The 19,626-nt window shown below is 66.0% G+C and carries 19 protein-coding genes and 1 tRNA gene; 2 read left to right on the forward strand and 18 right to left on the reverse strand.

Annotated elements, in window-relative coordinates; all coding sequences use genetic code 11:
• Positions 1–248: 248 nt before the first annotated feature.
• The 5 genes from ASE82_RS00065 to ASE82_RS00085 form a co-directional block, all read right to left on the reverse strand.
• A tRNA-Glu gene (locus tag ASE82_RS00065) sits at positions 249–323 on the reverse strand.
• Between the two features lie 61 nt (positions 324–384).
• Positions 385–2,136 (reverse strand): single-stranded-DNA-specific exonuclease RecJ, encoded by a 1,752-nt coding sequence (gene recJ / locus ASE82_RS00070; protein WP_056057269.1) that lies wholly within the window; start codon positions 2,134–2,136, stop codon positions 385–387.
• Positions 2,137–2,553: 417 nt separating this feature from the next.
• Positions 2,554–3,237: a prolyl hydroxylase family protein gene (locus ASE82_RS00075; protein ID WP_056057273.1), complete on the reverse strand. Its 684-nt coding sequence runs from the start codon at positions 3,235–3,237 to the stop codon at positions 2,554–2,556.
• Positions 3,238–3,351: 114 nt separating this feature from the next.
• Positions 3,352–4,329 carry an RcnB family protein gene (locus tag ASE82_RS00080; RefSeq protein ID WP_056057276.1) on the reverse strand — a complete coding sequence of 326 codons (978 nt, stop codon included), beginning with the start codon at positions 4,327–4,329 and terminating at the stop codon, positions 3,352–3,354.
• A gap of 400 nt (positions 4,330–4,729) precedes the next feature.
• A complete protein-coding gene (locus tag ASE82_RS00085; protein WP_056057278.1) occupies positions 4,730–5,275 on the reverse strand; it encodes a (2Fe-2S)-binding protein in 546 nt (181 codons plus the stop codon).
• Between the two features lie 105 nt (positions 5,276–5,380).
• Here ASE82_RS00085 and ASE82_RS00090 point away from each other — a divergent pair, with 105 nt between their 5' ends.
• Positions 5,381–6,676: a sugar MFS transporter gene (locus ASE82_RS00090; RefSeq protein WP_056057280.1), complete on the forward strand. Its 1,296-nt coding sequence runs from the start codon at positions 5,381–5,383 to the stop codon at positions 6,674–6,676.
• Between the two features lie 60 nt (positions 6,677–6,736).
• Here the strand turns inward: ASE82_RS00090 and ASE82_RS00095 are convergent, their stop codons facing one another.
• The 4 genes from ASE82_RS00095 to ASE82_RS19750 form a co-directional block, all read right to left on the reverse strand.
• Positions 6,737–7,876 carry a CaiB/BaiF CoA transferase family protein gene (locus tag ASE82_RS00095; protein ID WP_200910630.1) on the reverse strand — a complete coding sequence of 380 codons (1,140 nt, stop codon included), beginning with the start codon at positions 7,874–7,876 and terminating at the stop codon, positions 6,737–6,739.
• A gap of 136 nt (positions 7,877–8,012) precedes the next feature.
• Positions 8,013–9,197, reverse strand: coding sequence for an acyl-CoA dehydrogenase (locus ASE82_RS00100; protein WP_056055772.1), 1,185 nt, complete (start codon positions 9,195–9,197; stop codon positions 8,013–8,015).
• A gap of 67 nt (positions 9,198–9,264) precedes the next feature.
• Positions 9,265–9,585: a hypothetical protein gene (locus ASE82_RS00105; protein WP_056057286.1), complete on the reverse strand. Its 321-nt coding sequence runs from the start codon at positions 9,583–9,585 to the stop codon at positions 9,265–9,267.
• Positions 9,586–9,587: 2 nt separating this feature from the next.
• Positions 9,588–9,764, reverse strand: coding sequence for a hypothetical protein (locus tag ASE82_RS19750; protein ID WP_200910631.1), 177 nt, complete (start codon positions 9,762–9,764; stop codon positions 9,588–9,590).
• A 112-nt stretch (positions 9,765–9,876) separates the two neighbouring features.
• Here ASE82_RS19750 and ASE82_RS00110 point away from each other — a divergent pair, with 112 nt between their 5' ends.
• Positions 9,877–10,509, forward strand: a complete 633-nt coding sequence (locus tag ASE82_RS00110; RefSeq protein WP_235524302.1) for a S24 family peptidase — start codon at positions 9,877–9,879, stop codon at positions 10,507–10,509.
• Positions 10,510–10,656: 147 nt separating this feature from the next.
• On the opposite strand, the gene ASE82_RS00115 is transcribed toward ASE82_RS00110, so the two are convergent.
• The 9 genes from ASE82_RS00115 to ASE82_RS00155 form a co-directional block, all read right to left on the reverse strand.
• On the reverse strand, positions 10,657–11,571 hold the full coding sequence (locus ASE82_RS00115; protein WP_056057292.1) for an SDR family NAD(P)-dependent oxidoreductase: 915 nt from the start codon (positions 11,569–11,571) through the stop codon (positions 10,657–10,659).
• A 95-nt stretch (positions 11,572–11,666) separates the two neighbouring features.
• Positions 11,667–11,987: a hypothetical protein gene (locus ASE82_RS00120; RefSeq protein WP_056057295.1), complete on the reverse strand. Its 321-nt coding sequence runs from the start codon at positions 11,985–11,987 to the stop codon at positions 11,667–11,669.
• 116 nt (positions 11,988–12,103) lie between these two features.
• Complete coding sequence (gene phoB, locus ASE82_RS00125) at positions 12,104–12,796, reverse strand: phosphate regulon transcriptional regulator PhoB (RefSeq protein ID WP_055873047.1); 693 nt, start codon at positions 12,794–12,796, stop codon at positions 12,104–12,106.
• Positions 12,796–13,485 carry a phosphate signaling complex protein PhoU gene (phoU, locus tag ASE82_RS00130; protein WP_056057297.1) on the reverse strand — a complete coding sequence of 230 codons (690 nt, stop codon included), beginning with the start codon at positions 13,483–13,485 and terminating at the stop codon, positions 12,796–12,798. Before phoU ends, phoB begins: the two co-directional genes overlap by 1 nt.
• Positions 13,486–13,499: 14 nt before the next feature.
• Positions 13,500–14,279: a phosphate ABC transporter ATP-binding protein PstB gene (gene pstB / locus ASE82_RS00135; protein WP_056057300.1), complete on the reverse strand. Its 780-nt coding sequence runs from the start codon at positions 14,277–14,279 to the stop codon at positions 13,500–13,502.
• Positions 14,279–15,577 carry a phosphate ABC transporter permease PstA gene (pstA, locus tag ASE82_RS00140; RefSeq protein WP_056057303.1) on the reverse strand — a complete coding sequence of 433 codons (1,299 nt, stop codon included), beginning with the start codon at positions 15,575–15,577 and terminating at the stop codon, positions 14,279–14,281. The genes pstB and pstA overlap by 1 nt, the downstream gene beginning before the upstream one ends.
• Positions 15,570–16,946, reverse strand: a complete 1,377-nt coding sequence (gene pstC / locus ASE82_RS00145) for a phosphate ABC transporter permease subunit PstC (RefSeq protein ID WP_056057307.1) — start codon at positions 16,944–16,946, stop codon at positions 15,570–15,572. The genes pstA and pstC overlap by 8 nt, the downstream gene beginning before the upstream one ends.
• A gap of 274 nt (positions 16,947–17,220) precedes the next feature.
• Positions 17,221–18,279 carry a substrate-binding domain-containing protein gene (locus tag ASE82_RS00150; RefSeq protein ID WP_056057310.1) on the reverse strand — a complete coding sequence of 353 codons (1,059 nt, stop codon included), beginning with the start codon at positions 18,277–18,279 and terminating at the stop codon, positions 17,221–17,223.
• 46 nt (positions 18,280–18,325) lie between these two features.
• Complete coding sequence (locus ASE82_RS00155) at positions 18,326–19,552, reverse strand: ATP-binding protein (RefSeq protein WP_056057313.1); 1,227 nt, start codon at positions 19,550–19,552, stop codon at positions 18,326–18,328.
• Positions 19,553–19,626 lie beyond the last annotated feature (74 nt).

The raw sequence follows: 19,626 nt of genomic DNA on the forward strand, positions 1-19,626 counted from the left end.
CTGCGTTGGAAATTGAAAACCACGCTTGGATGTCCGCTATTGGGGCTTGGCGCCACACATCCGTACCCGCCGGGTAAGAATAGCCTTACTCCGCGCGTTATATCGTAGAATTTTCCATTCCCATTTCAGGGTCATCGGAAAAGAAAACTTAAAGGGCGTCTCAAGACTGCTATTGGCGCCAAATTTTATGGCCGCAACAAGTATTTTCCAATAATGGCTTAACCACGTCTCCACCACAAAATGGTGGTTGGTGACCCCTACGGGAATCGAACCCGTGCTTCAGCCGTGAAAGGGCCGCGTCCTAACCGCTAGACGAAGGGGCCTGCGTGGTGGAGGCCGACTAAGGGGAAGGGGGCGGGGCGTCAAGCGTTTCGGTACAAGAATTTAGTCCGCCCACGCCGCGTCCTCGACATGGAGTTCGGCGGATGGGCGCGAGGACCAGTCGTCGATCTTCGCGCGGCCCGCCAGCCAGAGCTTGCGGTGGGGGGGGGCGCCTAGCAGGGCTTGGCCCAGTGCGCTCTCGGCCGAGCGGAAGGCCATCGCCTTGATGCTGCGGCCGTCGTCGCCGGCGACGATCGTGCGGACATGGCCGTTGCCGACGACGTCTGCCTTGATCACGCGGACCGGGCCCATCGCAACGCGCGGCGCTGGCCAGCCCATGCCGTAGGGACCGCCGGCTTCCATCGATTCGACGAGGCCGGGGTTTACTCCGCCGGCCGCCAGCACTGCGTCGAGCAGGAGCGCGCGATCGCCATTGGAACGTTCGACCGCGGCGGCTAGACGCTCTTCGAGGAAGTCGGTGAAGGCGGGAATCGCGGCTTCGGTGATCGTCAGGCCGGCGGCCATTGCATGGCCTCCGCCCGCCACCAGCAGTCCGTGTTCGCGGGCTGCCATCACAGCCGCGCCGAGGTCTACGCCGGGTATCGAGCGGCCGGAGCCCTTGCCGATGCCGTTCTCGTCGATCGCGATGACGATCGCGGGGCGGCCGAGCTTTTCCTTGAGGCGACCGGCGACGATGCCGATCACGCCGGGGTGCCAGCCGTGGCCGGCGACGATGGCGACCGCGCGGTCTCGGCTGGAGAGGAGGTCGGCGGCCTCCTGCACGGCGGTTTCGATCGCGCGGCGTTCTTCGTTGAGGCGGTCGAGTTCGGTAGCGATCTGGCGGGCTTCGTCGGGGTCCTGCGTGGTGAGCAGGCGGACGCCGAGGTCTGCGCGACCGACGCGGCCGCCGGCGTTGATGCGCGGGCCCAGCGCGAAGCCGAGGTCGGTGCAGGTCGGGTTGCGCGTCAGGCGCGACGCCTCGATCAGCGCGGCGACGCCGATGTTCTTGCGCGCGCCCATGACCTTGAGGCCCTGCGACACGAACGCGCGGTTGAGGCCGCGAAGCTGCGCGACGTCGGCGACGGTGCCGAGCGCGACGATATCGAGCAAGTCGATCAGTTTCGGCTCGGCGCGGTCCTTGAAGAAGCCGCGGACGCGGAGCGTACGGACGAGCGCGGCGGCGGCGAGGAAGCACATGCCGACGGCGGCGAGGTGGCCGTGGGCCGCGCCTTCGGTCTCGTCGAGGCGGTTGGGGTTTACCAGCGCGAGCGCGTGCGGGAGCGCGGTCGAGCATTTGTGGTGGTCGATGACGATCACGTCGACCTGCGCGTCGCGGGCGGCATCGAGCGCGTCGAACGCCTGTGCGCCGCAGTCGACCGTGACGATCAGCGTGGCACCTTCGCCGGCGAGGCGGACGAGCGCTTCGCCCGACGGGCCGTAGCCTTCGAGCAGGCGATCGGGGATATAGGGGCGCGCCTCGATACCGAGATCGCGCAAGACCAGGACCATCAACGCGGCGGAGGTGGCGCCGTCGACGTCGTAATCGCCGAAGATCGCGACCTGTTCGTGCGCCTGTACCGCGTCGGCGAGGCGCTCGGCAGCGCGGTCCATGTCGCGGAAGATCGACGGGTCGGGCATGAATGCGCGGATCGAGGGCGTGCGATGCGCGTCGAGCGCGTCGCGGGGGCAGCCTCTGGCGAGGAGGAGCTGGGTGACGAGGTCGTCGCCGGTAAAGCCGTCCCGGCCGTCAGCCGCTAGGGCTCGCCAACGCCAGGGCTGGCCGAGGATGGAGGATGTTACGCCAAGAACTGTCATGTCTCGGACGTAGTGGCTGCGGGGGGATTGTCGAGCGGAGAGGGACGCGTGGTTAGGGCGATCTGGCAACCGCGTGCACCACGTGCGTCTTGTTCTCCCGCGAAGGCGGGAGCCCAGTATGGGTCCGCGCCTTCGCGGGGAACAGTTTTGCGCGGACTGGCGGAATGTAAACTCTCCCCCCCGTTCGTGCGGAGTAGCGACCGAGTAGCTTCGTAGAATCGTATCGAGGGCGCGTATTGAAGCATGCGTTTCGTGTGCCAACCGGTCCTTCGATACGCCGTCTCGATACGCCGCCTTCAGCGCCTACTCGACGGCTACTCAGGACGAACGGGGAGGGAGGGCGGGATCAGGAATCCGCGCCAGGCGGATCCGCAACAGGGGATAGGCGAGCGATGTTGAAGTCGGTCTACGCAACCCTCACTTCATCCAGGGCCGCTCGCGAAACCACTTTGTCACGATATACTTCACGCCCTCGACCACTGGCATACCCTCGTGCAGCGTCAGCCCGTTAGGGCTCCCGTCCGGGTTCATGTTGTTCCATGCCAGCAGCATGCCGCGTTTCGGCGCGATCTTCACGCCGGCCTGCGGGAACCACGTCGCGCCGCCCTCGGGGACGTTGTTGAGGAACACCATCGCGGTCCAGGTGCGCTGGCCGCCTTGCTCCTGCATTTTCGCCCAATAGCTTTCGGACTCGTGGAAATAGTCGTGGTGCGCGCGGAATTGCTGGCCGGGGGCGTAGCGTTGGCCCTGCATTGTCTCGCCGTGGAGCAGGTCGATCCCGAGCAACGTCGCGATCGCTTCGTCGGTCGGCTGCACCTCTGGCGACCAGCGATCCATGTCGCAGCTCTCGCTGGTCCGGAAATTGCTGTTCGGGCGATCGGACAGCAGGGTCGACGGCCGCCGCTTGGAATCGATCACGGCGATCAGCCGCTTGCACGTCGCGGGATCGAGGAACTTGTCCTGATAATAGAACTGCACCGTGTCCATCGCGATGCGCTGCACCGCCGGATTGGCGTCGAGGCGCGCGGCGACCTGCGATCCGAAGGCCTGGCGGACTGCCGCGGCCGGATCGATCTTCTTGGCTTTTGAAAAGATACCCACGCCGCAGGATTTGGCGAAACGCCTTCAAAACGCAAGAGCCCCGCGATGATCTTCACCACCGCGGGGCTCCCCCTGTTACCTTAATGCCGGTAAGCCGCAATTCTCAGGAAGGGCCTACCAGAAGATGTCGTACACCGTGTCGACCACGCGGCCGCTGTCGAGATCGACCAGCAACGCGTCGTTGTAATAGCGCACCCAGCGATACGGGCCGTACGCCTCGGGCAGGCGGTAGGTGTACGGGTCCTGGATCCAGTAATTCTGGTTGTAGAGGATGCTGTTCAGCGAAAAGCCGACGCCGAAGCGACGATAGCCCGATCCCCACCCGCTCGGCGCGTAGTAGCGGGGGAGGCGGTAGGCGCCGCGGTTCGACGCGCGGTAGTTGCTCCAGGCGTAACGGTTGTCGTTGCGCCAGCCACGGTTCCACGCGCCGCCCTGGTTGTAGTGACCCTGGTTGTAGCCGCCGCGACCATAGCCCTGGACGTTGCCGTAGGCGCGGTTGGGCTGGCGGTTCTGGTAGCCATCGCGGCCGCCGTTGCGCCAGTCGCCCCGGTTGTCATTGCGCCCTTCGTTGCGCCAATCGCCTCGTCCGCCGTTGCGGTCGAACTGGCCGCGATCCGCTTGCTGGTTGCCGCGATCGAAACCGGGGCGTCCCTGGTCGCGGTTCCAGTCGGGGCGGTTCTGGCCGGCTTGCGGGTCGGGACGGTTTTGGCCGTTCCAGCCCTGGCCGTTGCCGCGCTGACCGTTCCAAGCCTGACGGTCGCCACGCTGTCCGCCGCGCTGACCGTTCCAATCGGGACGGCCTTGACCATCCGGTCGGTCGCCACGGACTTGCGGTTGCGTGCCGAGATCGGCGCGTTGCGGGCGCTGGCCTTGGTCGGGCGCGGCGGGGCGGTCGGGGCGCTGCTGCTGGAAGGGTTGCCCGTCCGGACGTGGGCCCCGATCGCCGCGATCCTGACGCTGGCCGCGGTCAGGGCGCTGGCCACGGTCACCGCGGTCCTGGTCGACCTGCTGCGCGGTCGCGGTCGATGCCATCATGGTTGCCGGCACCAACGCGGATGCTGCCATCAAGAGTTTGAGAAACTTGCCCGTCATTGCCGTCGTCCTCGACTGCCGGCGCACGAGCCGACTCCTATGATGTATCGGGTCTAGTCGATCTCGTGTGTGGAGAGGCTGAATGGGTTCGTCAGCGATTAGACAGGTTTAGGTCGGATACGTCGCTACGTCTCTGAAGCATCCACCCCGGCGAAGGCCGGGGCCCAATTGGGGGCGGAGAGTAACAAGGCGCGCGGCCAATCACCTTGGACGTTCCAGTTGGGCCCCGGCCTTCGCCGGGGTGGTGCAGCAGGGGTAGCGGCAGTTACACCAGCTGTAATCGGGTGCGCTACCGAACCACCACAGACATCTGGCTCTTCCTTGTTCTCCCGCGAAGGCGGGAGCCCAGACTGGACTCCCGCCTTCGCGGGAGAACATGCTCTTTGATTTTACGGACGCGCTACCGCGCAGGTGGTGGCACCAGAGCAGGCACCAGCCGCGCGGAGTCCGCCGGATCGATCCCCGGCCGCGGTCCTGCGGGAATAACCTCTTCCCCCCGCATCGCCCTTCCGGCACGCTGCACCGCCTCGACCACCCGCGGATACACCCCGCATCGGCACAGGTTCGTGATCTGCTCGCGGATCAGCGCTTCGCTCGGGTCGGCATTGCGCTTCAGCAAAGCCGCGGCGGCCATGATCATCCCCGGAATGCAGAACCCGCACTGCGACACCGACTCCACGATAAAGGCCAGCTGCACCGGATGATTGCGTTCGCGCGACAGTCCTTCGATCGTCGTGACGTACGCCCCCTCGATCGAGCCGATCGGCACCCGGCAACTCCGCACCGCACGCCCGTCGATATCGACCGTGCACGCGCCGCACTGCCCCGTGCCGCAGCCATATTTGGTCCCCGTCAGGTTCGACGCATCGCGCAGCGCCCACAACAGCGGCGTCTCGTTGTCGAGCTTGTATTCGATCGGCTCGTTGTTGACGGTGAAGCGGCTCATGCGCGCCGTCCTAGCCCCGCGAGACGGATCGCACCACGCGGCATTGCCACGCGCCGTCGCCCCGGCTTATGTCGCGCAGATAATACCGCGAGGGGGCGCACCACGATGCACGTCGATACCAAATCCACACCAGCGGCCGGAGGCGATGCCAGCCACGGCTACGACGCGCCCGACCTGCGCGTGTTCGTGTTCGCGCTGTTCTTCATCTTCGGCGGCATCACCTCGCTGAACGACATCATCATCCCGAAGATGAAGGAGCTCTTCACGCTCGACCATGCGACCGCGATGCTGGTCCAGTCGGCGTTCTTCCTCGCCTATGCGCTGTTCTCGATCCCCGCCGCCGCGATCGTGCGCAAGGCTGGCTACATGCGCACCGCGTCGATCGGCCTCGTGACGATGACCGCGGGCTGCCTGTTGTTCATACCTGCCGCAGGGCAGGCGAGCTTCGGCATGTTCCTGTTCGCGCTGTTCGTGCTCGGCGCCGGCATCACCGTGGTGCAGGTCGTTGCCAACCCGCTGATCTCGGCGCTCGGCCATCCCAAGTCGGCGTCGAGCCGGCTGACCTTCGCGCAGGCGTTCAACTCGCTCGGCACCACCATCTTCCCGTATGTCGGCTCCGCGCTGATCCTCGGCGGGCTGGCGACGGTCGACTCTTCCAAACTCACCGGCGCCGCGCTCGATGCGTACCGGACGGAATCGTCGCGGACCGTCGTGCACACCTATATCGGCCTCGCGATCGCGCTGCTGATCGTCGCCGCGGTCGTCTGGACCCGCCGCAACCGGCTCAACGAGGAGCAGGACCAGACCGGCAGCATCTTCCACGCGTTCACGCTGCTCAAGCGTCCGCGCTTCGCGATGGGGACGGCGTGCATCTTCCTGTACGTCGGCGCCGAAGTCGCGGTCGGCTCGCTGATCGTCAATTACCTGATGCAGCCGAGCGTGATGGGCCTGACCGACGTCGCGGCGGGCAAGCACGTGCCGTTCTACTGGGGCGGCGCGCTGGTCGGCCGGTTCATCGGCGCCTACGTCCTGAACAAAGTGTCGCCGGGCAAGGTGCTCGCGGGCGTCGCGACGGGGACGCTGGCGCTGATCCTGATCTCGGCGAACACCGAGGGCGCGCTGTCGGGCTGGGCGCTGCTGGCGATCGGTCTGATGAACGCGGTGATGTTCCCGACGATCTTCTCGCTGGCGTCGGAAGGTCTCGGCAAGCGTGCGGCGGAAGGCTCGGGCGTGATCGCCACGGCGATCGTCGGCGGCGCGATCATCCCATATCTGACGGGGATGCTCGCGGACAAGTCGGGCAGCCTGCACTTCGCGCTGCTGCTCCCGGCGATCTGCTACGCGCTGATCCTGGCGTACGGGCTTTACGCGCGGAAGCCGGTAGTCGAAGCGGCCTACTGAGCGTGTTCCCCCGCGAAGGCGGGGGCCCAGACTGGGTCCCCGCCTTCGCGGGGAAACAAACTACTGCGACGATCCAAGCATCGGCGCCGCCCGCCCGGTCGCGAGATCGGCATCCGAAAACCGGATCGGCGTACGCAGCCCCGGCATTAGAGACCCATCCGGCCGCGCGACTTCAATCGCCATCCCCCGTGCGACAACCTGCGGATCGTCGAAAGCCTGCGCAACGGTATTGATCGGCCCGGCCGGCACCCCGACCGCCTCCAGCCGCGCCAGCAACTCGAGCTTAGGCACCAGAGACGTCGCCGCCTCGATTCCCGCGAACAACACATCCTTGAACGCCAGCCGCCCGGCATTGGTCGCGAACCGCGGATCGTCGCGCATCTCGGGCAAGCCCATCGCATCGCAGAACCGCCGGAACTGCCCGTCATTCCCGACCGCGAGGATGAACCACCCATCGCTGGTCGGAAACACCGCATAGGGACACACGTTCATATGCGCATTCCCGACCCGCGTCGGCGACACGCCGCTCGCAAACCAGTTCATCGCCTGGTTCGCCAGCACCCCGGTCATCGTATCGAGCAGCGCCATGTCGATCTGCTGACCCCGGCCGGTCCGCTCGCGCATCGCCAGCGCCGCCTGGATCGCGATCACGGAATACAGCCCGGTCATGATGTCGGCGAACGCGACGCCGATCTTCTGCGGCGCGCCATCGGGCTCGCCGGTGAGGTCCATGATCCCGCTCATGCCCTGGACGATGAAGTCGTAGCCTGCACGGGGAGCGTAGGGCCCGTCCTGCCCAAACCCGGTGATCGAGCAATATACCAGCCGCGGGTTGATCGCAGTTAGCGCAGCGTAGTCGAGCCCGTATTTTACGAGCCCACCGACCTTAAAGTTCTCGATCACGACATCGGCGTCGGCGATCAGCTCGCGGACGATCGCTTGTCCTTCAGCGGTCGTAAAGTCGGCCACGATCGACCGCTTGCCGCGATTGGCGGCATGGAAATACGCGGCGTCGCGCGTACCGTTGGGGTTATCGATGAATGGCGGGCCCCAGGTTCGCGTGTCGTCCCCGGCGGGGCTCTCGATCTTGACGACGTCGGCGCCGAGATCGGCGAGGACTTGGCCTGCCCAAGGCCCAGCCAGAATGCGCGCGAGTTCGACAACCTTTAGCCCGGTGAGAGGGGAAGGTTTGCCCTCCACGATCACAGCACCACCCCGGCGGAGGCCGGGGCCCAATTGGAAAGGTTGGAATAACGGCACGCAGCGTTAGCCAATATGCGTCCCCCAATTGGGCCCCAGCCTCCGCCGGGGTGGTACGACGAGCCGCGCGCAGCCTTCAAAACGCAGCGATACCCGTGATCGCGCGCCCGAGGATCAGCGCGTGCACATCATGCGCACCCTCATACGTGTTGACCGTCTCCAGGTTCATCAGGTGGCGCATCACCTGATACTCCCCCGAAATCCCGTTGCCGCCGTGCATGTCCCGGCTCATCCGCGCGATGTCGAGCGCCTTGCCGACGTTGTTGCGCTTGACGATCGAGACCATTTCCGGCGCGAACCGGCCCTCGTCCATCAACCGCCCGACGCGCAACGACGCCTGCAACCCGAGCGCGATTTCGGTTTCCATGTCCGCCAGCTTCTTCTGGAAAAGCTGCCGCCCCGCCAGCGGCGTCCCGAACTGGTTGCGATCCAGCCCATACTGCCGCGCCGCATGGAAACAAAACTCGGCCGCGCCCAATGCACCCCAGGAAATCCCGTAGCGCGCGCGATTGAGGCAGCCGAATGGCCCCTTCAACCCCTGCACGTCGGGGAGAAGCGCGTCGTCGCCGACCTCGACCTCGTCCATCATCACCATGCCCGTGATCGACGCGCGCAACGACAGCTTGCCCTCGATCTTGGGCGTCTCCAGCCCCTTCATCCCGCGCTCGAGGATGAAGCCGCGTATACCGCCGCCATGCTCGTCGGACTTCGCCCAGATCACGAACACGTCGGCGATCGGCGAATTGGAAATCCACGTCTTCGCGCCCGAGATCACATAGCCGTTCGCCGTCTTCTTCGCGCGCGTCGTCATCCCGCCGGGATCCGACCCCGCATCCGGTTCGGTCAGCCCGAAGCAGCCGATCCATTCGCCCGTCGCGAGCTTGGGCAGGTATTTACGCTTCTGCTCCTCGGACCCGAACGCGTTGATCGGGTACATCACGAGGCTCGACTGCACCGACATCATCGAGCGATAGCCCGAGTCGATCCGCTCCACCTCGCGCGCGACCAGCCCGTACGCGACATAGGACGCACCGACGCCGCCATATTCCTCGGGGATCGTTGGCCCCAGTAGGCCCAGCGCACCCATTTCGCGGAAAATCGCGGGATCGGTATGCTCGTGCTGGAATGCGTCGATGATCCGCGGCGCGAGCTTGTCGTCGGCATAGGCCTTCGCGCTGTCACGGATCATCCGCTCGTCCTCGCTCAACTGATCGTCGAGCAGGAACGGATCCGCCCAGTCGAACTTGCCCATCCCGGCCATATGAATCTCCTTCGTTGACCGCCGACTTCGTGGTTCGGCCAGCGAAAGTCCACCCCTGACGAGACGTTTACGCGTCGATCAGCGTCAGCACCGCGATCGTCACATGCTCGCGGTCGCCGATCGAGTCGATGCGGTCGACCACCAGATCGGCGACGATATGCCCGCGCATCGCGAACTCCGCTTCGGGCAGTCCGTCGATCCAGTCTCGAAGACCGGGTACGGGCATCGCCGCGATCGTCAGCCGGTGCAGCGTGCCGACGAAGGTCGCGCTCGCCCAGGGCGTGCACGCGATCGACTCGACGTGCATCGTCAGGCCCGCCGCCCCCGCATGGCCGCGAAGCGCGCGGATCAACAGCGTGCCCGCATCGGGGTCACGGATCGCGTCCATCCTCACGATCCTTGCCGTTCTATAAAGGTTTCGATCCGCGCCACCATCGGCGCGCGCGGCTGGCGACCGAGTCGGAGATCGTGGACCAGCCGCGGATCGCCGACCGCCAACCGGCCGAACTTCGACGTCGGCATGCCAGTCTGCCGCAGATATCGGTCTATCTTGATGAGAACGGACATGGTCGCTCCTTCCTGTTCTGGCCCCGAGTCCCTGGCCGAGCCTTGTTTGTGTTCTTGATCTGTTCCGGCAAATCCTACTTGTCTAGGAAAATTCCTACGCTACGGTTCGGGCGTGGCTAGAACCGTGTCCGATCCCGATCCAAGAACCGCGCTGGCAACGCTGGCTGCGGCGCGTGGCGACAGTCTGGCGGCGTTGTCGGCGATGCTGGGGCGCAACGCGGCGTATCTTCAGCAATATGTCCGCCGCGGATCGCCGCGGGTGCTCGGCGAACGCGACCGCCGATTGCTGTCGGACTATCTGGGTGTGAGCGAGGCAACGCTGGGCGCGCTCCCCGAACGCGCGGCAGGGTTTCGCATCCGCAAGCTCGACGTCGCGGCGTCGGCTGGGCCGGGCGCGCTGGTCGACCGCGAGATCGTGCTCGGCACCGACACGCTGGACCCCGGCCTCGCGCGGAAACTCGGGCTAAGGGACGGGCAGGCGGCGATCATCCGCGTGCGCGGGAGTTCGATGGAGCCGGGACTATTCGACGGCGATCACATCGTGGTCGACACCGCCGACCGTACGCCGCGCGCAAAGGGCGGGGTTTACGTCATCCGGATCGACGACGCGGTTATGGTGAAGCGTGTAGCTCTGGTACGCGGTGCGCTAGTGGCGACGAGCGATAACCCGGACGCGGCGGCTGTGCCGGACGGAGCGATCGCCGTCATCGGCCGCGTAGTCTGGCAAATGCGCGAGCCGCGGTAAGGATAGAGCCGCAGCGCCCCAAAATGCATCCGGTTCTCCCGCGAAAGCGGGAGCCCAGGGTTACAACCGACAACGTTCGTGGTCCTGGACCCCCGCTTCCGCGGGGGAACGGGTAGAAAAGCCTCCCCTTGCAGGGATGCCCAGGAGTCAGCGCCCCTGCAGCTTGCTCAGGATGGTCATCGACTGTTCCGAGCCCGACTGCGGGACGATCTCGCCCACGCGGTCGATGATCGCGTCCCAATGTGCCGCGACACCCTCCACCGACAGGTCGTCGCCGGTCAGCAATTTGCCCTGCGTCAGCGTCACATACGCCGCCTGGAACACCCCCGCGCCCGCGCCGACGATCATGTTGGTCGGCGCATCTTCCGACACGAGGAACACCGCGGCAGGCGCGACCTTGTCGGGGGAAAACGCCTTGAACGCTTCCTCGGGGAAGATGTCCTGGGTCATCCGCGTGCCCGCGGTCGGCGCGATCGTGTTGACCTTGATGTTGTTCTTCGCGCCCTCGATCGCGAGCGTCTTGGTCAGGCCGGCGAGACCCAGCTTGGCGGCGCCGTAGTTCGCCTGCCCGAAATTGCCGTAGAGACCGGTCGACGACGCGGTCATCAGGATGCGGCCGTAATTCTGGGCGCGCATCGTGTCCCAGACCGCCTTGGTGGCGTTGGCCGAGCCGTTCAGGTGGACGTCGACGACGAACTTGAAGTCGGCGGGCTCCATCTTGGCGAAGCTCTTGTCGCGCAGCACTCCGGCGTTGTTGATGAGGATGTGGACGCCGCCCCATTTCTCGGAGGCTTTCGCAACCATCTCGACCATCTGGTCGTACTCGGTGACACTGCCGCCGTTCGATATCGCCTCGCCGCCCGCCGCTTCGATTTCCTCGACGACCTTCAGCGCGGCGTCGGAATGGCCGGTGCCGTCGCGCGAGGCGCCGAGATCGTTTACGACGACCTTCGCACCACGACGGGCGAGTTCGAGCGCGTATTCGCGACCGAGACCGCCGCCTGCGCCGGTGACGATCGCAACGCGGCCTTCAAAGCTGATAGATCCAAAGTTCTCAGACATGGAAAAGGCGCCCCTCTCTTATAGTTGGAGCGCCTTTCCTAGAACGTAAAGCCAGCTAGGCAAGCGGCAGGATCACCCGCCGCTTGCCGTCTGACTTACTTGCCGCCGCGGTTGCGGCAGCCGTCCTTGACCGTCTTCGAGCACACCGGATACTCGGCGGGTGCCGGCGTCGGCGGGGTGACGGTCGGCTGGCCGAACGTCACGCCACCGGCAGGTGCTGGCGGTGCCATCGGTGCGGCGGGTGCTGCTGCCGGATCGGCAGGAGCGGCCATCGCAGGATCGGCAGGCGCTGCGGGATCGGCCGGTGCCGCCTGGTCCGCGGGCGCGGTCTGCGCGGCGGGGTCTGCCGGCGGCGTCGTCTGGGCGATCACGGGCGACGCGAGAAGAGCGGCGGCGGCGAAGAGAATGGACTTCATACGAATCTCCTAAATGGGTGCACCATTTTGGTAGCGCGACGTCTGAACGCACTAAGTCGTGCTTGGGTCCTTCGTTTCGCATCCGATTCCATTCGCCCCACCGCGGGACAGTCTCGTTATCCGCCCGTATCGAGCGAATAGCCCGCCGAACGAACGGTGCGGATGATGTCCGGACGCTCGCCGACGTTGATCGCCTTGCGCAGTCGCCGGATGTGCACGTCGACCGTCCGGCTCTCGATATCGCTGTCGTGCCCCCACACCGCATCGAGCAGCCGCTCGCGCGAGAACACCCAGCCCGGATGCTCGAGGAAGTGCTTCAGCAGGCGGAACTCGGTCGGTCCGAGCGACACGACTTCGCCCGAACGGCGGACCTTGTGGCCGACGGTGTCCATCTCGATGTCGGCATAGCTCAGCGCTTCACCGGCGAGGGCAGGGCGGACGCGGCGCAGTACGGCTCCGACGCGCGCGACGAGCTCACGCGGCGAGAACGGCTTGGTCACGTAATCGTCGGCACCGGTTTCCAGGCCCCGCACGCGATCCTCCTCCTCACCACGCGCGGTGAGCATGATGATCGGCACGTTCTGCGTTTCGGGCGCACGGCGCAGGCGGCGGCACACCTCGATCCCCGACAGCCCCTCGACCATCCAGTCGAGCAGGACGATATCGGGCACTTTCTCCTTGGCAAGCAGCAAGGCTTCCTCGCCATCGGGGGTATGCGCGATCTCGAAATCCTCGCGCTTGAAATGCCAGACCAGCAATTCGGCCAGCGCAGCATCGTCCTCGACCAACAGCATTTTTGCGCGTGCCATTATGCCTGCTCCTTCTTTATGCCGCGTTCGCGATCGACCATCTGCGTGCCGGTCGCGGCGAAATAGACCATCTCGGCGACGTTGGTGGCGTGATCGCCGATCCGCTCGAGGTTCTTGGCGACGAACAGCAGATGCGCGACCTGACCAATCGTCCTGGGGTTCTCGACCATGTAGGTGACGAGCGTGCGGAAGATGCTGTCGTAGAAATCGTCGAGCGCATTGTCGCATTCGACGACGCGGACGGCTTCCTCGGGGTCACGCGCGGCGAACGCGTCGAGCACGTCGTGGACCATCTCGCTCGCCATCCGGCCCATCGCGGGCAGGATCGAGATCGGTTCGATCCGGTGCTCGCTCTCGATCATCGGCACGCGTTTGGCGATGTTCTTGGCGTAATCGCCGATCCGTTCGACGACGCCGGCGATCTTCAGCGCGGCGACGACCTCGCGGAGATCGACCGCCATCGGCGCGCGCAGCGCGATGATCCGCACCGCCAGTCGCTCGACCTCCGCCTCGATGACGTCGATCTGCTTGTCGGCGACGCGGACCTGCTCCGCGAGCGCGAGGTCGTTGCGTTGCAGCGCCTGCATCGCCTTGTCGATCGCGTCCTCGGCGAGCCCGCCCATCTGCGAGATCAACCCGCGGAGCTCGCCGATGTCGTTGTCGAAGGCCTTGACCGTATGCGTGTTCATGGTCGTTTCCCGACTCAGCCGTAACGGCCGGTGATGTAATCCTTGGTCCGCTCTTCGCGGGGATTGGTGAAGATGTCCGAGGTGTTGCCGTATTCGACCAGCGTGCCGAGGTGGAAGAACGCGGTCTTCTGGCTGACGCGCGCCGCCTGCTGCATGTTGTGCGTGACGATCACCATCGCATAGCGGCCGCGTAGTTCGTGGATCAGCTCTTCGATCTTGGCGGTCGCGATCGGATCGAGGGCCGAGCACGGCTCGTCCATCAGGATGACCTCGGGATCGACCGCGATCGCACGCGCGATGCACAGGCGCTGCTGCTGGCCGCCCGACAAGGCCGTGCCGCCGTCGTTCAGCCGATCCTTGACCTCGTCCCAGAGGCCGGCGCGGCGCAGCGACTTCTCGACGATCCGGTCGAGATCCGCTTTCGCACCGGCCAGCCCGTGAATGCGCGGGCCGTAGGCGACGTTCTCGTAGATCGATTTCGGGAACGGGTTGGGCTTCTGAAACACCATGCCGACGCGCGCGCGGAGCTGCACCACGTCCATGTCGGGCGAATAGATGTCCTGGCCGTCGAGCTTGATCTCGCCGGTGACGCGCGCGCTGGCGACAGTGTCGTTCATGCGGTTGAGCGTGCGCAGGAAGGTCGACTTGCCGCAGCCCGACGGGCCGATGAACGCGACCACCTCGTCCTGGTCGACGTCGATAGAGACGTCATTGATCGCGATCTTGCTGCCATAGGCGACGGAGACGTTGCGCGCCGTCATCTTGAGGATGGGAGGCTTGAAAGGTTTTGGCATCACCAGCGGGTCTCGAATCGGTTGCGGAGGTAGATCGCGACGCCGTTCATCGCGAGCAGGAACACGAGCAGGACGATGATCGCGGCGGAGGTCTTCTCGACGAAGCCGCGGCTGACCTGATCGGACCACAGGAAGATCTGGACGGGCAGCACGGTCGCGGGATCGTTTAGCCCAGACGGCGGCGCGGCGATGAACGCCCGCATGCCGATCATCAGCAACGGCGCGGTCTCGCCCAGCGCGCGCGCCATGCCGATTATCGTGCCGGTGAGGATACCGGGCAGCGCGAGCGGCAGGACGTGGTGGAACACGACCTGCACCGGCGACGCGCCGATGCCGAGCGCGGCGTCGCGGATCGACGGCGGGACCGCCTTGATCGCGTTGCGCCCGGCGATGACGATGACGGGCATGGTCATCAGCGCGAGCGTGAGGCCACCGACGATCGGTGCCGACCGCGGCATCCCGAACGTGCCGAGGAATACGGCCAACCCGAGCAGGCCGAAGATGATCGACGGCACCGCGGCGAGGTTGTTGATCGAGACCTCTATCAGGTCGGTCCAGCGGTTCTTCGGCGCATATTCCTCGAGATACAGCGCCGACAGCACGCCGATCGGGAAGGCCAGCAGCAGCGTGACGATCATCGTCAGCAGCGACCCCTTGAACGCCCCCCAGATCCCGACGCGGGTCGCATCGGTTGAGTCCGCCGAGGTGAGGAAGCCCGCGTTGAACCCGCGGGTCAGCGCACCGCTCGCCTTCAGTCGCGCGACGATCGCTTCGGCGTCGCGCGTGCCGTTGCCCTTGGCGGCGACGTCGATCGGGCTGGAGACGGGGACCTCGAACACGGTCTTGCGCTGGAGCAGAGACGGGTCGGCCTTGATCGCATCGCGGACCACCGCCCAGGCGCCGTCGGAGAGCAGGTCGGTGCCGTCCTTGCCGAACGCCTTCGTGGCGGCGGAGTCGACGGTGCCTTCCAGCCCTGCACCGGCGAGGGCGAGATCGGCGCCGCGACCCACCAGGCGGGCGGGCACGATCGGCAGCTTGGCGGCGGCGAGATCGACCGGGAGCGACACGCGTGTCTCGACGAACCCGCTCGCGCCCTGCATCACCATCGTGATCAGCAGATAGGCGAGGAACGCGGCGGACAGCCACACCGCGGCGAGCCCGGCGAAGCGGAAGCGGCGCTCGGATGCATAGCGGCGGCGGATGCGCGATTGCATCGCCTGCGTCGTCCAGTCGGTCGGCACGCGGCGCACCGGTTCCGCAGCACTCACGGGCAGTTGGGGCACGAGCGTGTCACTCATAGGCTTCGCGGTACCGTTTGACGACGCGCAGCGCGACGATGTTGAGAAGGAGCGTGACCACGAACAGCGTCAGGCCGAGCGCGAACGCGGCGAGCGTCTTGGGGCTGTCGAACTCGGCCTCGCCAGTCAGCAGGTCGACGATTTGCTTGGTGACGGTGGTGGTGCTCGCGAACGGGTTGAGCGTCAGCGTCGCGACGCCGGAGGCGGCCATGACGACGATCATCGTCTCTCCAATCGCGCGGCTGACTGCCAGCAACACGCCGCCGACTACGCCGGGAAGCGCGGCAGGAAGCAGCACGCGGCGGATCGTCTCGGACGAGGTCGCGCCCATCGCAAGGCTCCCGTCACGCATCGACGAGGGGACCGCAGCGATGGAGTCATCCGCCATCGACGACACGAACGGGATGATCATGATGCCCATCACGAGGCCGGCGGCGAGCGCGCTTTCCGACGACGCCCAGCTGATCCCGACCGACACGGCGAGGTCACGCACCGCGGGCGCAACGGTCAGCGCGGCGAAATAGCCGTAGACGACGGTCGGTACGCCCGCGAGCACCTCGAGGATCGGCTTCATCCACTTGCGCGTGTTGGGCGCGGCATATTGCGTGAGGTAGATCGCGCTCATCAACCCGAACGGAATCGCGACGATCATCGCGATCACCGCGCCGATGAAGAACGTCCCCCAGAACAGCGGCACCGCGCCGAGCGACGCGCCCGGATCGCGCGCGTCGATGACCTGTGGGCTCCAATGCGTGCCGAACAGGAAGTCGGTGATCGGCACGACCGAGAAGAATCGCGCGGATTCGTACAGCAGCGAGGCGACGATACCGACGGTTGTCAGGATCGCGATCAGCGACGCACCGAGCAGCATCAGCATCACGACCCGCTCGACCTGCGTCCGCGCACCGAACCCGGGCTTCACGCGCGTGAAGGCGAACGCGCCGCCGGCGAAAGCGAGCAGCAGCGCGGCGGCGGTGGCGATCCAGTCGTAGCGCGATTGCGCCGCGGCGTAGGACGGGGCGAGCGTGCGGGCGAGCCCGTGGAACGCACCGAAGCTGCGACCCTCCGCGAGGCTACGCGCTTCGGAGAGGATCGAGGCGCGGTCGAAGCCGGGCGGGGGGAGCTGGATCGCGGCCGGGGTCGCAAGCACCGCATCGGTGACGAGCGCCGGCGCGGTCATCGACCAGACGACGAGAAAAACGAGCGGCGGGATCGCGGTCCACAGTGCAACGTACCAGCCGTGATGCGACGGCAGCGAGCTGAACCGCACGGTGCTGCCCGCGCGGAAGCGCGTGGCGCGGACGCGCGCGGTGAGCCAGCCGATCAGGCCTAGACCGAGGACTAGGAAGAGGAGGGCGATGGGGGACATCAGGCGGGTCCTCCCAAGGCAACCACGCCGGCGGAGGCCGGGGCCCAATTGGGGAGGTTGCAGTAACGACGTGCTGTGCTCACCAATGCAACGGTGCCCAATTGGGCCCCGGCCTTCGCCGGGGGGGTGGCGCTATAATTTGGGACTTTCGTCGTCAAACTCACGTTCCCCCGCGGACGCGGGGGCCCAGCTAAGTTCTGATCGCGCGCTTGGCCCCTGGGGCTCCGCGTCCGCGGGGGAACTAGCAAGGGCGTGCGGTTGGACGAAACACCCATCACGACAATACCGCCGGATCCAGCACCGTCTCATTCGCGATTATCGCCGCCGACCGAGCCTGAATCGACGCCGGCGAAGCAATCAACCCCCGCTTCACCAACGGCCCCGTAGCCCCCCAGTTCGCCGCATACAGCTTCAACAAGTTCCGCAACCCCGGGATCGCGGTCAGATGAGCCTTCTTCACGTAGATATACAGCGGCCGAGACCCCGGATACGCATTGTCCGCGATCGTCGCATAGGTCGGCGCCACGCCCGAGATCGATACCCCGTTCACGTCGTCCTTATTCTCTTCGAGATAGCTGTACCCGAACACGCCGATCGCATTCGGGTTCGACTGCAATTTCTGGACGATCAGATTGTCGTTCTCACCGGCATCGACATAAACCCCATCCTCGCGCACCCGCGTGCACAGCGCCTTGTGCGCTTCGGCATCCGACTTCGCGAGCGCCTTGGCCGAAGGATCGCTCGCCTCGCACCCCTTGGTCAGGATCAGCTCGGCCAGCGCATCGCGCGTGCCACTGGTGGCCGGTGGCCCATAAACCTGGATCGGCACCGCGGGCAGCGCGGGATTGACGTCGCGCCACACCCGAGCGGTATTCACTTTGCCGCCCGGATTGGCAGCCAGCGCCTTGTAGAGATCGGTCGGCGTCAGCTGCATCTTCGGGCCGTTCTTCGCCTCGGCAAACGCGATGCCGTCGATCCCGACCTGGATCTCGATCACGTCGCGGACGCCGTTCTTCGCGCACGTCGCGTACTCGCTCGCCTTCATCCGCCGCGATGCATCCTCGATATCGGGATGCGCTGCGCCGACGCCGGCACAGAACAGCTTCATGCCCGCCCCGGTCCCGGTCGATTCGATCACGGGCGCCTTAGCATCGGGATCGTTCGCGACGAGCTGCTCGGCGATCATCGTCGTGAACGGATAGACGGTGGAGGAGCCGACAGCGGTGATCTGGTCACGCGAGCCCGCACCGCCGCCGTTCGCCTGATCGACGCACGCGGCCAGAGCACCCAACACCCCAAGTAGAACGAACCGCTGCACCAGAATTCCCGTCATGCACCGGCCTTAGCGGTACTTAAGACGATCCTGTGTGACAGTTGGGTTACCCTTTTATGACAGCGCCTTTGGTCGCCCCGCCGCTCGGGGGGAGGATGACCGAAACCACCGTCCCGACGCCGACCTGACTTGCGATATCGAGCCGACCGCGGTGCCGCTCGACGATATGCTTGACGATCGCCAGCCCGAGACCCGTCCCGCCCAGCGATCGGCTGCGCCCAGCATCGGCGCGATAGAAGCGCTCGGTCAGCCGCGGAATGTGCACCGCGGCGATCCCGTCACCCTCGTCGCGAATCGACAGGCGGATCATTCCTGCGTCGTCGCGCTTCAGCTCGATCGTCACCGGCGTCCCCGCACGCCCGTATTTCATCGCGTTGCCTATGAGGTTGTGGAGCATCTGCGACAGCTGCACCCGATCCCCCGACACCGAGGAGAGGTTCGGATCGATCGTCGCGACTAGGTCATGCCCGCGATCGCCCGCAGCATCGGCCAGTTCCTCGCGCGTGTCCTCGACGAGCTGGGCGAAATCGACCGCTTGGTCGGGCAGGCGAAACTTCTCCGCCTCGATGCGCGACAACGAGATCAGATCCTCGACCAGCCGCTGCATCCGCCGCGCCTCGTCGTCCATCACCTTCAGGAACCGCGCACGCACCTCCGCATCTTCGCCTGCCTCGTCGCGCAACGTCTCGATAAAGCCGAGGATCGACGCCAGCGGCGTGCGCAGTTCGTGGCTCGCGTTCGCGACGAAATCGATCCGCATCCGCTCGGCCGCGTAGTTGCCGGTCTGATCGACAAGGTGGACGATTCGCTGGCCTTCCGACGTCTCGCTGAGCAGCATTTCCCAGCGCTGATCACGCGTGCCGAGCCCGACCAGCTCGATCGGTCGCTCGCCGTCGATCGGTCCCGGCGTGCCCAGGCGCTCGGCGGCGGCAGGATGGCGGATCGCAACGCGCGCATCCTCGCCGAGAATATGCGCCCCGAGCAAAGTCCGCGCCGCGCGATTGGCGACCACCACGCGGCCGTCCTCGACCAGCATCACCGGTGCGACGATAGCGTCGAGGACGTCGTCGAGCACGGACGGCGACACGCTCGTCGCATCATCCAAGGCAGGCGCCTCGTCGCCGGTTCCGGCGGCAACCAAAGCGGCGGCGATTCCCCCGACCAGCGCGACGATCGCGCCCTGCACGTCATGCGTGAGCGCGAACACCGCCATTGCAGCGATGACGACCACGACGATCGCCCAAAACGTACGCAGGCCAAATCCGGAAAGCATTGCGGTCTCCTGGGACGGAATCGACGTCCATGCGCAGCGCCATACAGCGGCACGGTGCAAACCGGTATGGTCCG

Origin of the sequence: Sphingomonas sp. Leaf230 (assembly GCF_001421745.1) — a bacterium.
In the GTDB taxonomy this organism is placed as follows: domain Bacteria; phylum Pseudomonadota; class Alphaproteobacteria; order Sphingomonadales; family Sphingomonadaceae; genus Sphingomonas.

Coding starts and splice junctions, on each gene's coding strand:
- pstA (WP_056057303.1), bottom strand. CDS start 15,577: ATGAGTGACACGCTCGTGCCCCAACTGCCCGTGAGTGCTGCGGAACCG.
- ASE82_RS00115 (WP_056057292.1), bottom strand. CDS start 11,571: ATGTCTGAGAACTTTGGATCTATCAGCTTTGAAGGCCGCGTTGCGATC.
- pstB (WP_056057300.1), bottom strand. CDS start 14,279: ATGCCAAAACCTTTCAAGCCTCCCATCCTCAAGATGACGGCGCGCAAC.
- phoB (WP_055873047.1), bottom strand. CDS start 12,796: ATGGCACGCGCAAAAATGCTGTTGGTCGAGGACGATGCTGCGCTGGCC.
- ASE82_RS19750 (WP_200910631.1), bottom strand. CDS start 9,764: ATGTCCGTTCTCATCAAGATAGACCGATATCTGCGGCAGACTGGCATG.
- ASE82_RS00100 (WP_056055772.1), bottom strand. CDS start 9,197: ATGGCCGGGATGGGCAAGTTCGACTGGGCGGATCCGTTCCTGCTCGAC.
- ASE82_RS00105 (WP_056057286.1), bottom strand. CDS start 9,585: ATGGACGCGATCCGTGACCCCGATGCGGGCACGCTGTTGATCCGCGCG.
- ASE82_RS00150 (WP_056057310.1), bottom strand. CDS start 18,279: ATGACGGGAATTCTGGTGCAGCGGTTCGTTCTACTTGGGGTGTTGGGT.
- ASE82_RS00085 (WP_056057278.1), bottom strand. CDS start 5,275: ATGAGCCGCTTCACCGTCAACAACGAGCCGATCGAATACAAGCTCGAC.
- ASE82_RS00080 (WP_056057276.1), bottom strand. CDS start 4,329: ATGACGGGCAAGTTTCTCAAACTCTTGATGGCAGCATCCGCGTTGGTG.
- phoU (WP_056057297.1), bottom strand. CDS start 13,485: ATGAACACGCATACGGTCAAGGCCTTCGACAACGACATCGGCGAGCTC.
- recJ (WP_056057269.1), bottom strand. CDS start 2,136: ATGACAGTTCTTGGCGTAACATCCTCCATCCTCGGCCAGCCCTGGCGT.
- pstC (WP_056057307.1), bottom strand. CDS start 16,946: ATGTCCCCCATCGCCCTCCTCTTCCTAGTCCTCGGTCTAGGCCTGATC.
- ASE82_RS00120 (WP_056057295.1), bottom strand. CDS start 11,987: ATGAAGTCCATTCTCTTCGCCGCCGCCGCTCTTCTCGCGTCGCCCGTG.
- ASE82_RS00155 (WP_056057313.1), bottom strand. CDS start 19,552: ATGCTTTCCGGATTTGGCCTGCGTACGTTTTGGGCGATCGTCGTGGTC.
- ASE82_RS00090 (WP_056057280.1), top strand. CDS start 5,381: ATGCACGTCGATACCAAATCCACACCAGCGGCCGGAGGCGATGCCAGC.